Raw genomic sequence first — 13,828 nt, 5'->3', positions numbered from 1 at the left:
TCACACTTAATGTGCCAATGATTTACGATTCCAACAAGCTTCTCCTACTCGCTGGCCCCTGCTCGCTCGAAAGCCTCGACACGTGCCGCCCAGTGGCCGATGCCCTCGCAGCACTCCAACAAAAGCACCCAGAGCTGAACATTCTCTTCAAAGGCTCCTTCGATAAAGCCAACCGCACCTCCATCGGCAGCGATCGCGGCACAGGCCTCGAAGCAGGCATGGAAATCTTCAAAACAATCAAAGCTGAATACGGCTTCCGCACCATCACCGACATCCATACGCCCGACCAATGCGCGACTGTCGGTGCCGTCGTCGATGCGATGCAAATCCCCGCATTCCTTTGCCGCCAGACCGACCTACTCGTCGAGGCAGCCAAGACCGACTGCGCCATCAATGTCAAAAAAGGCCAATTCCTTTCACCTTACGAAATGACATTCGTTACCAACAAACTCGAAGAAGCTGGTGCCAAAGAGATCTGGCAAACCGACCGCGGCACCACTTTCGGCTATCAAAATCTCGTCGTTGATATGCGCAGCTTCAGCATCATGGCCGCCAACGGACACCCCACCATCATCGACGCGACGCACAGCGTGCAACTCCCTGGGGCCGCCGGCGGCATCAGCGGTGGTCAACGCGAATTCGTGCCACCGCTCGCCCGCGCAGCCATCGCCGCCGGAGCCAACGGTGTCTTCCTAGAAACGCACCCGAATCCCGAGAAAGCGATCTCCGACGCAGCCAGCCAAGTGCCACTCAACGAACTGCCCGAACTGATCGAAAGCCTCCTGCGCGTCTGGCAAGCAGTTAGATAAGAATTACGAATAGTGACTGGTGAATGTAGAGTTCCTAAATCAAGCTCAACAGTCACCAGTCACGACTCTAAATTCACCATTCACAAGTCACTACTCTAAACTCTATGCGAATCACAGGCGGCAAAGCACGCGGCATTCTAATCAAGGCCCCCAAGGGCGACACGACACGCCCGGCAACGGATCGTATGCGGGAAGCCATTTTTTCTAGCCTCGGTGTCAGCATCGAAGGCAGCCGTGTCGCTGATCTATTCGCTGGCACCGGTGCCTACGGGCTCGAAGCGCTCAGCCGCGGAGCAAGCAAAGCCTCGTTCTACGAGATGGATCGGCAAGCGCTCGCGTGCATGAAGAAAAACCAGCAGGCCGTGCTGAAATGCTGTGAACTTCCGCAGAGTGCGGTCCACACTATCGCTCGCGATCTCTACGCCAAAACAGCTGGCGGCGAGCAGGCCGAGATCATCTTTATCGACCCACCCTACGACGACATCGAGGCCAACCTACCGCGTATTTTTGCAAAAGCTGACGAACTCGGCACGCCCGACGCACGCGTGATCCTCGAGCTCCCAGGCAACCTCAACCCCGAGGTCGACGGTTGGAAGCTCACTCGCCGCTTCGGCAAACCAAAGCGCGACACGCCCAACGCTGCGATCTTTGAAAGAGAGCAGGAAAGAACTTCCAACGTTGAACATTGAACGACCAACGTTGAATACGGCTCAACGGCGATGCTTCGCAGCGCACTCAGGCAATCAAAACTCATTCAACGTTCGAAGTTCAATGTTCAGAGATCAATCCACCGCAGCCGCAATCGGCTCCGCCGGCGTCGACCACAGGCGATATTTCACCTCGACGCCCTCGGGCACATACACGACCAGTGGCAACTTACTGTTGTAGCGAAGTAATCCCAAATCACTGCGAACCGGCACGAAAGTATTCACCTTCGGTGCATCTGGATGCGGAGCCATTAAAGTGCCGGCCATCGGGCCAATTGCCTTTAATTCATAATAGCTATAGCCCCATCCTTGGATCGTCTCACGAGTGATTTTACCACCAAAAAAGTGACGATTCACCCCATCCGTCGGCACAGTCTTCCCCACGACGAGTTCGACCTTTTTGAGGCTCTCATCTTCAAGCTTGGGCAACTCGATGACATAGCGCACCATGCCTTCGCTCGCCTCAGCATACGGCTTTAATTCAGGATGCGCAGCCGACAGGCTCATATAAAGGAAGAGTCCAATTGAACAAAATAGAAATACCAGTTTCATAAGAGAGAGAGAGAGAGAGAGATTAAATTAGTTTAAACGTGGTTGAGAATCTTACGCAAAGACCCAACCTTATGCCTTACGTTCCAGAAAAACACACAGATACCGCCGAACGACATCCTTTTCCTTATGTATTACCATAAATTTACAAGCCTCGTAACACTGACCTTACTCGCTCTCAGCACGTGCGCCCTCAACGCCACGAACTGGGCCCACCTCGAGAGTGATATCGCCGTCGATCCCGCAGTCACCTTTGGCACACTCGAAAACGGCATGCGTTACGCCATCCTCGCCAACGCAGAACCACCAAGCCGCGTCTCCCTACGCCTACATGTCGACGCAGGCTCACTCAACGAAGCCGAAGATCAACGCGGCATCGCCCACTTCCTGGAACACATGGTGTTCAACGGCAGCAAACACTTCCCCGACGCCAGCACACTCATCCCGCAAATGCAGCGGCTCGGCATCGCCTTCGGGGCACATGCAAATGCCTACACCTCATTTGACGAAACCGTCTACATGCTCGATCTGCCAAACACTGAAGCAGACACCCTCGACCTCGCCTTCACTGTCATGCGCGATTTCGCCGATGGCGCCTTGATCGCCACAGACGAAATTGATAATGAACGCGGCGTCGTGCTCGCCGAGATGAACTCGCGCGACTCCGTGCAAATGCGCCTTCTAGAGAAACGCCTCGACTTCCTCATGCCGGACTTCCTCGTCGGGCAACGCCTGCCGATCGGTCTGGAATCGGTGATCACCGGGGCGCCACGTAAACGCTTTACCGACTTTTACTCGCAGAACTATACCGCTGAAAATATCGCCTTTGTCGTCGTCGGCGACATCGACCCGCTCGTATTTGAAAAACGGATACAAGACTCCTTTGGCTCAATGCCCGCCGCACCTGCTCCCGCTGAGCTAGACCTCGGCACTCTACCAACCGGAGAAGGCCTGCGCGTCGGCGTCTTTGCCGACGAAGAAGTTAGCAGCGACAGCCTTTCGCTCTCAACACTGAAGCCCTACACCTTCGAAGCGGACACCGTCGACACCCGTCTCAAATACCTGCCGCTCCAAGTCGCCAATGCCATCCTAACACGTCGCCTGCAGGTTCTAGCGAAAGCAGACGGATCTCCGATCAGCGGTGGTTCTGCCAGTGTCAGTCACTGGCTCGACGCCATTGAGAGCGACAGTATCAGCGTCAGCCCCGAAGAAGGTAAATGGCCGGAGGCGGTCGCCGTAATGGAGCAAAACCTACGCCAAGCCATTGAGTTCGGCTTCACCCAATCCGAGGTCAACGAGATCACCGCCAACATGCTCAACGCCGCCGAAGAATCCGCGAAACGTGCCGCCACTCGTAAATCGCCCGACCTCGCCTCAAGCATCCTCGGTAGCATCAACGGTCACTACGTGTTCAGCCATCCAGAGGAAGATCTGCGTATCGAACAGATTGGCCTCGCGAACATCACCCCTGAAACCTGCCACGCGGCTCTCAAATCAGCTTGGGCGACAGACGACTTAAACCTAGTGCTCACCACCAAAGCCGAAGCGGATGACACAGTCCAACGCCTCACGGACTATTATCAGGCCAGTCAAGCCATCGCCGTCGAGCCGCCCGTCGAAATCGAAGATCAAGACTTTGCTTACACCGACTTTGGCCCAGCTGGATGCATCCAGCACCAGACTCATGTCAAGGATCTCGATTTCATCCAACTAGAGCTTTGCAACCATGTGCACGTGAATCTGAAGCAAACCGATTTCCAGAAAAACTCGGTGCTCGTCACCGCACGCTTTGGCTACGGCACACTTACCCAACCCCGCGATCAGCCTGGCCTACCAATGCTCGCCTCGGCGCTCCTCAATGGCGGCGGGCTCGGCGCCCATAGCAATGACGAACTGAGCCGCATTCTAGCAGGTCGCACTGTCGGCGTAAACTTCGGCATTCAAGAAGACGCCTTCAGCCTATCAGGCAGCACCACACCCGACGACCTTCAACTAGAGCTCCAGCTCATGTGCGCGCACTTAACTGACCCCGGCTATCGCGACGAAGCTCTGCGCCAATTCCAGAAACAAATCCCCGCGCTCGCCTCACAGCTCCAATATACGCTCGGCGGCGCAGCAGCCGACATGCAAGCATGGCTCCACGGCGGCGACGGACGCTTTGCCAAGCCCGATCCTGAGCAGCTCATGACTTACACCGCAGACGACGTCAAAGCGTGGATCGCCCCAGACATGCAGGATGCCGCAATCGAGCTCAGCATTGTCGGCGATTTCGATCCACAAGCAGCACTGCCGATGATTTTAAATACCTTCGGCGCACTTCCAGAGCGCTCAACAACGATTCAACCATTGCTCGAAGCACGTCAAATCGAACAGCCAGAACTGCCCGCCGATAAGACCTTCCACTACGAGTCAAAGATCGACAAAGCCGTCGCACTCGTCAGCTGGCCAGGCGCGCCGATCAAAGAAGACATCCGCGAATCGCGTCGCATGAATGTGCTCGCCTCCGTGCTCCAAGACCGGCTCCGCAAAAAACTGCGCGAAGAGCTCGGTTCGACCTACAGTCCCAACGCCAGGTTTAGCGCCAGTCGTGTATTCAACACCGCCACCCTCAGCACCTCATCGGTTGCCACCAGTGACGAAACCGAGCTCTTACAACAAAACATGCTCGCGATCGCAAACGACATCGCCACCGAAGGCGCCACCCAAGACGAGTTCGACCGTGCGCTCAAGCCGATCCTAGGCGAGTTACCGATGCACTGGCGTCAAAATAACCATTGGCTGACCACTGTCATTTCGCAAAGCCAGACCAAGCCCTACACCCTCGAATGGGCACGCGAACGCGACGCTGACTACGCATCCATCACACTCGAAGAGATCAATGCACTCGCGAAGCGCACCTTAACCGAGAGCAACGCCCGCATTACCCTGAGCCCGGCTCAGTAGAAGCGACACTCCTGTCGCTTTTCACCGCAACAAAAGCATCATATGCCATAGCAGCACGCGCATAAAAATGCGTTAGTCCCGTAGCGATACGACGCTAGTCGTGTCGATCTGAGCCGCAAGCCCGACAAAGTTCCGTCAGACCGCGCTAGCGCGTGGTCGCGGAAAAAAATCACACTGAGCCCTAGCCAGTAATGTGCGAGTTGACGCGCGTCCACAGCGCCCACCTCGCGCGCGGCTCAATAATCGTCCACGACTTGCCACATGATCCAGCTGAAGCCGGCAGAGAATAGTATCATCGCGGCAAGCGAGAAGGTCGCAGTCACCACGTTCTTCTCCAAAACAAAAAACGGAATCAGTAATCCCACATTCACAAGCGCAAGACACAGCCAATAGTCTCGCTTCTTACGAGACTTCCTCGGCTGCAAATCAAGCGGAGCTTCATTGTCCTGCTGCACACGTAAATTCGCCTTCAAAATATCCACCACATCCACCTTCTGCGGCGATGTATCCTGCGAATTCGATTCTGGATTCTCAGCCGTCATACATCCACCCCGGGCGTGCCATAAATCGGCGCAAACTGAATCAAGCTAAACACCGAGAGCATCAGCACTACGATTTGATTTTGCGGATAATCGGAACCGATCAAAAACAACTCGAAAAAAATCGGCGCCTCCGTCAGCGCGAGGCCGACAACCAATGCGATCAGCATCTGGCTCTGCTGTTTCAACTTGGGGATGATCAACCAGCGCACCGCCGTGGCTAGAACAACTGGCACCACACAGAGCCCCCAGAGCCAACTCGCCATCGGCTCCGCAACGTTCTCACCTGAAGGGAATCCATCTCCGAGCACAAAATGATACGCAAAGGCCGCCTGTAAAAAGACGAACCAAATGATCCACATAACGAAAGCCTGTTGTTTCTGCATACGCTAACAATGGAATGGAGCGACTGCCACGCAATCGTAGAAGCGGCTTCCAGCCGCTTTCAATAGAACACTCATTCCGTGTTTAAGAAGACGCACTATTTTCTAAAACTAGATTTCATTGTGTAGCGACCTTGCACGAGCAAGGTCGAACGTGGTATCCGAACATCAATCGACGGCACTCGCGTGCCATCGCTACAACCAATGCAGCCAACTCACTATTTTTGTGAACGACACATTCGGGAGGGACGAGCTCTGCCTCGTCTTTGCGGTGTGCTAGTGCTGTGGTTGAGTGCTGAGGCTCGGCGGGGACGGAGCGTCTTTCGACAAGCTCAAGCCCCTGAGCCTGTCGAAGGGGAGGCCATCCCTCCCCAAGCACCCAAGACTTTCGACAGCTCCTCATAAGTCTCGACACTTTTCACAAATATTTATGCGTGCGCTTCTACTATAATTCACACAAAAAACCGCACGCTCCAGAGGAACGTGCGGTTGGTAAAATCAATCGAGCTCAGCAAGCAACTTACTGCTTCGCAACGATGCCCTTGATGTGCTCGACATAGGCTTCAGCACCTCCGCGCTGATAACCAGTTTGCTCAATGAGCTCACCGTCTGGCGATAGCACCAAAATGGTAGGGAAGCCACGGATGCCATACTGCTTGGCCAACTTCTCATTTTGAGCCTTCAGCTCGGCGGACTGCTCCTTGCCACGAGGAAAGTCGAGTTCAACCAATACCAGCTCACTCGAGGCATACTCCTTAAACGCAGCTTCACCAAACACCTCTTTATCGAGTTTGATGCACCAACCGCACCAATCAGAGCCAGTAAAGTCCAACAGCATCGGCTTATCCTCAGCCTTCGCCTTTGCCTTTGCCGCATCAAAGTCAGTCATCCAACCATCACTAGCGAATGCCGTCGCTGCTAGGCCGAGAAAAGTCACACAGAGTAAAGAAAGTAGTTTTTTAGATTTCATAGTAATAATATTTCGTGGTTCGGGGGATATGATACAGGCAGAAGATCCTTTATTCCAACACGAGTTCAATATTTTACTGAATTCATATTTGAGCGATTTTTTGGAACAGAATTTGCCATTTAGGGATCATACCGCATTAGTCCGAAATTATACTATGCTAATATCACTCATACTCATTCCCATCGTCGTCGGCCTATGGGCTCAGATGAAAGTTAAAAGCGCCTATGGCAAATATGTGCAAGTGCCCTCACGCGGCCGTATCACAGGGCGCGAAGCCGCACAAGCCGTCATGGAAAGTGCCGGCATCTACGACGTCGAAATCGTCGAATGCCACGGCACATTGACTGATCACTACGATCCCACGCACAAGCGCCTCGCGCTGAGCCGGGACAACTACCGCGGCAGCAGTCTCGCCGCGCTCGGCGTCGCAGCCCACGAGGCTGGCCACGCAATTCAGCACAAGCAGGCCTATGCGCCACTCAACCTGCGTATGGCGCTCGTGCCCATCACCAGTATCGCGACACAGTTTTTGCCGTTCATCATGTTTGGAGGCTTCTTCTTTGGGATGGGCCCTCTTCTACTGAAATTAGGCATTGTGGTCTATTTAGTCCTCACTGTCTTCCAGCTCATCACGCTGCCCGTCGAATTCGACGCCAGCAAGCGTGCCAAAGCGCAGCTCGTCGGTCTCGGTATCGTCGAGCAAGACGAGATGGTCGGCGTCAACAAGACGCTCGACGCCGCCGGCTACACCTATGTGGCCGCGTTCGTCTCCAGTCTCGGCTGGCTGCTCTATATGTTACTCAACAACCGCGATTAAGCACTAAGCAACAGATTTTCACACAACGGCTCGTCTTCACTGACGGGCCGTTTTTTTTTTACAATTACTTGAGTATCAATTGAATTGAATAATCCCCCTCTGCATGCATTATATAAGTATACCCCCTCATTCTCGGATGCAGACAAGCCCCCTCATAATTAGCACTAGCCTCGCGTGTTATGTGCTTTTTCAAATACCAACGACTTTACACGGCCTGCAAGCCACGGGATACTCAAACACTACAAATGACCGGTTCAGCTCAGGTTTCCCTAGCGCCCCGATAGTCAACGACAGTCCAAATTTTATTGGCATCGAAATGGACTGGGCTGGGGTCAGTTGGACCCCAGGCTTTGTCCGCAAAGGATTTGGCTTTATCAGCCCCGAGCACTATCTTGCGACTAAGCACTTTGGCGGATCCTCATCCGTCACAGTGCTTGATCAAACTGGAAGCCTACAAACCCAAACACAAAGTTCAGTTGAAAACACCACTTATGGGGAAATCACTTCAGGACAAACCATAGGCGACTTGGCTCTTGGAACACTCACAGCACCGATAAACGAAATCCCCCGCTATGGAGTTATCGATCTAAACAGCACATCAAGCACTAATACCCCCAATAATTACCTGAATCTACAACTACTGGTTTATGGTCACGGAGGCAGCGAAACCAGTAGCACTCGAGTCAGTAGTGCACAGGTTGAAGTAGCCACAGCCTCAGGGCTACAGCACCGTTTTCTGACCAGCCGTGATGATGTCCAATTAGAAGCATACGATTCCGGCAGCCCATGTTTTGCAAACTGGACGAATCCGAATGGCGATCAGGAACTTGCCATTATTGGCAATAATGTCGCCATCAGCGAAAGCTACAACTTTCACAACTTTATAGGCACATATGAGGTCATTTCTAAGCTAAATGAACTGATGAATGACGATGGCTATGCTTTACGTGTCGTCGGCAATTCCTCTTACACATGGGAAGGCGACAGTAGCAGCGACATAACCAGCGGACGTAACTGGGGAAGGTTCACTTCGATCAACACGAGTGATACATTTGTCCTGTTTAATCCCACGAGCGCAAGCAGTCGAAGTGTCGATATTTCATCAGCACATAATCTGCGGGGCTTCTATTTCAAAAGTTCAACGACTAGCGATGCCTTTACCTTTACCGGAAGCGCTACACTCACAATTGGTCGAGGGGGAATCACCAACTACGATGCCGACCAACAAAGCTTCGCAGCAAATATAGCCCTCGACGCCCCGCAGTATTGGGATGCCGGCCCTGGCGGCCTGAGCATTAGTCACCTAGATAATGGCGGCCATTTACTAGAGTTCACAACAGAAGGCAGCTCCACCATCTCGGGCACACTGTCAGGAAGCGGAGGACTCGCACTGAGCGGAGGCGTGCTCACCCTTAGCGGCACCTCAAGTTACACGGGCTCCACATGGGTGCACGAAGGGGAACTACAGGTAACAGGAGACATCAGCACGTCCAACACACTCAAACTCGCCTCCAATGGAACCGTCAGCGGGTCCGGTCAAGTGCCAAGTATCACTGGTGATGGAACCGTATCCCCAGGCAATAGCCCGGGGATACTGACATCCCCCTCCGTAACCTCGACGGAAGGACTGGACTTCGCATTCGAATTCACCGAAGCGGACGCGCCTCCACTGTTTAGTAATACCACCGCCAGCGATAACGATCTACTACGCCTAACAGCAACCACCCCATTTATTTCCGACCTCGATAGCACCAATACGATCTCAATTTACCTCAACGCCGACGCCTTACAGTCGGATCTGACATTTATAGGAGGCTTTTTCACTGATCAAAGCGCCGACTTTCTAAGTGCCATCAGCAACGCACAATTTGAATTCTATATTGCCGATGATAGTGGCGGCATTGAATTCGAAGGTAATACATACTCACTTTACCAAGGCTCTTATAGATTCACACCGTCTACCAAAGCGCAAGACGCAGACTTCGGATCAGGAACCGTCTCAGGGCGCATATTGCAGTTACTGGTCGAGCCGGACATTACACAATATGCAGGCTGGAAAATCTACCACGACCTAACAGGAGATAATGCATTGGATACCGCCGACATAGATAACGACGGAGCTGTCCAAATCGAAGAATTCGCATTTGGTGGCGATCCAAGCAACAGCGAATCCGGCATCCTACCAACGATCACGACCGTCGAGGATAGCGGCAGCACCTATCTAGAAATCAGCTACACACGCCCCACTGAAACAGACCTGACATACATCGCCCAAACGACGACTGACCTAAGCGATTGGCCGCTCGAATCGACAGGCATCGACAGTCCTACAGTCACAGTCCATGGCGATGGCACGCAGATGGAAACTTACCGCCGCACCTTGCCTATAGAAAGCGCCGAAAAAGCATTCCTACGCATTTCGATGTCTGCTCCCATTTCCGATTCTAATTAGCATAAAGACTTGACCCGCGCATGCGCTCGGACATTTTTCCTTTTTTCTGAGTCGGGCCGTAGCGCAGTCTGGTAGCGCACTTCGCTGGGGGTGAAGGGGTCGCAGGTTCAAATCCTGTCGGCCCGACCATGAAAAACTAATTGAAGGCTCAACTTCACTGTTGAGCTTTTATTGTGTCCGAATGCCTCAGGGCTGGACAGACTTGGAATGTGAAGCGGTAAAATAACGTCTTGCAGAGCAATATAAAACTCTAACACTTAGCCACGTTATGAAACTCATCCACTGGCTCATACTTATTCCGCTTTTCTCACATGCCGCAGAGATGCAAGAAGCATTCACACTGCGCAGCGTCGCTGGCCAGTCTGTCGAAATCGTAGCGATCTACAGCGCCGACCCCGAGGGACTCAGTTTCTCCCCCCACCCAAGAGCCCCACTCATCGGCAACAATAAGCTTCGAAGACTCAAGACCACATGGAGTAATATCGACCCAGTAAGCTTGGCAAAGTATCCCGAGATCCAAAGAGCCGCCGAAAAAGCACAAGCTGGGCAGAACATTACCCTCAACCTCGGCCCGGAGTTCACTGACCTCGATGCTATTCGGACTGAAGCCACTAGTAATATCCCGTTTCTGACAGTAAATAAAACTCGAATCTCTTATAAAACAATTTTTACAGATTCGGGAAAATTTCGTAGCTACCATCGCGTAGCCAGCAGCAGCTCAGCCAAGCAGCTACAGGCCCGGTGGAGGGCTGCGGCCAAATCACTCAAGCCCATTGATTATCAACCGGCGGCCTCAAAACTCGCCTATGATCTCAACAAAGCTGCAGATGCCATCGATGCTCTCAGCCGATCAGGCAGCAGCCTCAACGAATCTGCTGGTCGCAAAATCACCAATCTACTTGGCAAATAAAATGAAAAAACTGAAAGGCTCAGGCGTAATTGGGTCTTTATTGTATCCGAGCCACATAGATGAAGTGCTTGAGGTCGACAATAGTGGCCTTTCTACTTTGTAGTAAAAAACATGGCTCCCTCAATCAGCAACATCTTCGACGGCGCGGCCGCGACTCCCCTCTTTGAACGCCGCGGCTTCATGCTCGATATTAGCCGCAATCGTGTGCCGACGATGGAGTGGTTGAAGCAGCTGATCGATGCGCTCGCTCTCTTGCGCTACAATGAGCTGCAGCTCTACACAGAGCATACCTTCGCATATGCGGATCACTCAGCAGTATGGGAACATGGCTCGCCGATGACACCGCAGGAAATCCGTGAGATCGACGCCTACTGCAGTGACCACGGAATCGAGCTAGTGCCGAATCAAAACTCCTTCGCGCATCTGGAGCGCTGGCTCCGCCACCCGCCTTACAAGCATTTAGCGGAATGCCCCAATGGGTTCGAGCACCCGATTGCGGGCTGGCGCACATTTGGCGGCACGCTTGCTCCGACCGAGCAAAGCGCCGCCTTTATCGATACGCTTTATGCGGAACTACTGCCGAACTTCACCTCCAAGGTGCTGCACATCGGTTGCGATGAACCATGGGAGCTAGGTCAAGGACACAGTAAAGAACGCGTCGACCGCGAAGGAAAGCACCTGTTGTATTTGGAGTTTTTAAACCGTCTGTTTGCACTGGTGGAAAAACATGAACATCGGGCACAATTCTGGGCCGACATCGTGATGGAGCGCCCAGATCTGGTGCCGCAGTTGCCTAAAAATGTGACGCCAGTCATCTGGGGCTACGAGACGAATTCACCTTATGCGGAGCAGTGTCGCATCGCCGCGGAGGCAGGCTTTAAGAATAACTTCTACGTGGCACCGGGTGCTGGCAACTGGAACAGCTTCAGCGGACGCCTTGACGTGGCACGACGCAACATCGAACTCGCAGCAAAGGAAGGCAACGCCCACGGCGCCCTCGGACTACTACTCACCGCATGGGGCGACAACGGTCATCACCAACCATGGCCGACGCTCTTCCCGGCACTCATCATGGCCGCACAAGCGACATGGAGCTGCCCGATCGATACGAACGCACTACCCGATCAAATTGACCAACTCTTCTACCCTGATAGCCCGACTGGTCAGGGCGCAGTCATTTGTGAACTCGGTCGGATCGATACGATGCTATCTCAACCAGCTCCACCCAGCAGCTTCCTGCACTCGGCATTTTTTACAGACGCAGAAAAATTCGAAAACACACTCTCCAAACTGGTCACGCTAGACGAGTTGCAGGCGGTTAACGCCGCGCTACAAGCAATACAATTCACAGGCAGCGACCCTGAAATTGGACTGAGCCTCGAACTCAACCGAAGAGCCATTCAGCGCTGCCTACGCGCGAAGCAGGGGCAACCAATCAACTCGAGTGATTCCGCCGCATCGTATGAAGCACTACTTAAGCAGTTCGAACAACTCTGGACCATGCGCAGTCGCACGGGTGGGCGAAACGAGAGCCTCCAACTGATGCGAGCAATGGAATCCTAAAAATACACGATCAACGCATTTCGCCACACTGCATCATTCTTCTGATTGCCGTTACCGATGTCGTTATCGTAATTCTGATTATATGAGAACTCAAAGCCTAACAAATCAGTCAATCGGATACGAACGGCAGCGGTTACTACATAATTATAGCGCGCTACATAATCTGGCTCCCAGTAGTAATTGAACTTCTGAACAAAAGAGGTGCGGGTAAAAGGCTTCCAGGTGAACTCTTGGAAGACATTCAACACTTGATTCACTCCATTACGTGAGTCGTCACTATCGGTCTTATAATCTTCGAGTCCACCGCTGCCCCCAAGCACAAGTTCGAATTGCTTCGATGGTGTTGTATATTTATAGCCGCCCCCCACTAACTCCTGCACCTCATGATCGATCCCCTTGATTTGATCAACACGACCTGAAACTGAATTTTGCAAAAACCAATTATCATCAGAGAAAGAGCGACGATAGATAAACGCGGCGTCATAACGGTCAGTAGACTTATATCGGTCGCCATTATTCCTCTCAGTTTCTCGGTAGGTATATGAACCCGTTATTCGATAAAAATCGGGACGCCCCTTTGGCTTGATTTCTAAATTTCCGCGCAATGCAGTCTCTGTCCATTGACTGTCACCAGAGCTAATGTTCATTCCCATTCGCACATTACCTTTCCACGATTCAGGCGCCCGTAGGCCCATCAACTTTTGAACCAACGGTTGCTCTTCTTCCAAAATCCCCTGCACCTCCGCCATTTTCTCTGCGATCGCAACTTGAGTGTCCACTTTCTGCTGCGCCTGATCGACCACTTTCTTCGCCTTCTTCGCCTCCTGCTTCTCCTGCTTCTCCGCTGATTTAGATTGCACGCCCGGTGACACTGTCTGAGCTTTAGCCGAAGCGACCGCCACAGGAGGCATCATCTTCGGTTCAATTTTCACGATCTGTGCACGTGGCAACGATAGCTCCCCGAGGAGTGTCGACTTCAAAATCAGAAACTCCGCATTAGATCGCGGTAAGACCTCGCCGACGAGTCGCTCGCCGCTGTTAAGCAACACGACCTGTGGAGTCGCCGACAACGATCCACTCAGAAATACCACGCTCCAAGCCAACACCACCGAGAAGAAAGCTGCTCGAGATGACAGGAATGAGTGAAGTGGTGCGCGACGGGTCATAAACTGGGGATCTGATCAGA

General features: G+C 52.9%; 12 protein-coding genes and 1 tRNA gene. 8 read left to right on the top strand and 5 right to left on the bottom strand.

What is annotated here, in order from left to right:
* Positions 1–17: 17 nt before the first annotated feature.
* Positions 18–809 (top strand): 3-deoxy-8-phosphooctulonate synthase, encoded by a 792-nt coding sequence (gene kdsA / locus GZZ87_RS06585; protein ID WP_162025731.1) that lies wholly within the window; start codon positions 18–20, stop codon positions 807–809.
* Positions 810–913: 104 nt separating this feature from the next.
* Entirely contained in the window at positions 914–1,498 is a 585-nt protein-coding gene (locus GZZ87_RS06580) for an RsmD family RNA methyltransferase (RefSeq protein WP_162025730.1), read from the top strand.
* Positions 1,499–1,591: 93 nt separating this feature from the next.
* On the opposite strand, the gene GZZ87_RS06575 is transcribed toward GZZ87_RS06580, so the two are convergent.
* Positions 1,592–2,068, bottom strand: coding sequence for an ecotin family protein (locus GZZ87_RS06575; protein ID WP_162025729.1), 477 nt, complete (start codon positions 2,066–2,068; stop codon positions 1,592–1,594).
* Between the two features lie 126 nt (positions 2,069–2,194).
* On the opposite strand from GZZ87_RS06575, the gene GZZ87_RS06570 reads away from it, so the two are divergent.
* Positions 2,195–5,008 carry an insulinase family protein gene (locus GZZ87_RS06570; RefSeq protein WP_162025728.1) on the top strand — a complete coding sequence of 938 codons (2,814 nt, stop codon included), beginning with the start codon at positions 2,195–2,197 and terminating at the stop codon, positions 5,006–5,008.
* A 236-nt stretch (positions 5,009–5,244) separates the two neighbouring features.
* Here the strand turns inward: GZZ87_RS06570 and GZZ87_RS06565 are convergent, their stop codons facing one another.
* The 3 genes from GZZ87_RS06565 to GZZ87_RS06555 all read right to left on the bottom strand — a co-directional run bounded on the left by GZZ87_RS06565 (position 5,245) and on the right by GZZ87_RS06555 (position 6,900).
* Positions 5,245–5,550, bottom strand: coding sequence for a hypothetical protein (locus GZZ87_RS06565; protein ID WP_162025727.1), 306 nt, complete (start codon positions 5,548–5,550; stop codon positions 5,245–5,247).
* A complete protein-coding gene (locus tag GZZ87_RS06560; protein ID WP_162025726.1) occupies positions 5,547–5,933 on the bottom strand; it encodes a hypothetical protein in 387 nt (128 codons plus the stop codon). The genes GZZ87_RS06565 and GZZ87_RS06560 overlap by 4 nt, the downstream gene beginning before the upstream one ends.
* Positions 5,934–6,450: 517 nt before the next feature.
* Entirely contained in the window at positions 6,451–6,900 is a 450-nt protein-coding gene (locus GZZ87_RS06555; RefSeq protein ID WP_162025725.1) for a thioredoxin family protein, read from the bottom strand.
* A gap of 154 nt (positions 6,901–7,054) precedes the next feature.
* On the opposite strand from GZZ87_RS06555, the gene GZZ87_RS06550 reads away from it, so the two are divergent.
* From GZZ87_RS06550 to GZZ87_RS06530, 5 genes are all read left to right on the top strand, one after another.
* Positions 7,055–7,717, top strand: coding sequence for a zinc metallopeptidase (locus GZZ87_RS06550; protein ID WP_162025724.1), 663 nt, complete (start codon positions 7,055–7,057; stop codon positions 7,715–7,717).
* Between the two features lie 316 nt (positions 7,718–8,033).
* Positions 8,034–10,169, top strand: coding sequence for a hypothetical protein (locus tag GZZ87_RS06545; RefSeq protein WP_162025723.1), 2,136 nt, complete (start codon positions 8,034–8,036; stop codon positions 10,167–10,169).
* A 52-nt stretch (positions 10,170–10,221) separates the two neighbouring features.
* A tRNA-Pro gene (locus GZZ87_RS06540) sits at positions 10,222–10,298 on the top strand.
* Between the two features lie 139 nt (positions 10,299–10,437).
* Positions 10,438–11,079: a hypothetical protein gene (locus tag GZZ87_RS06535; RefSeq protein ID WP_162025722.1), complete on the top strand. Its 642-nt coding sequence runs from the start codon at positions 10,438–10,440 to the stop codon at positions 11,077–11,079.
* Positions 11,080–11,190: 111 nt separating this feature from the next.
* Positions 11,191–12,642, top strand: coding sequence for a beta-N-acetylhexosaminidase (locus GZZ87_RS06530; protein WP_162025721.1), 1,452 nt, complete (start codon positions 11,191–11,193; stop codon positions 12,640–12,642).
* Here the strand turns inward: GZZ87_RS06530 and GZZ87_RS06525 are convergent.
* Positions 12,639–13,808 carry a DUF481 domain-containing protein gene (locus GZZ87_RS06525; protein WP_162025720.1) on the bottom strand — a complete coding sequence of 390 codons (1,170 nt, stop codon included), beginning with the start codon at positions 13,806–13,808 and terminating at the stop codon, positions 12,639–12,641. The genes GZZ87_RS06530 and GZZ87_RS06525 overlap by 4 nt on opposite strands.
* Positions 13,809–13,828: the final 20 nt, after the last annotated feature.

This window comes from Lentimonas sp. CC4 (assembly GCF_902728235.1).
Taxonomy (GTDB): Bacteria; Verrucomicrobiota; Verrucomicrobiia; order Opitutales; family Coraliomargaritaceae; genus Lentimonas.
This window is presented reverse-complemented; position numbering and strand designations above follow the sequence as displayed.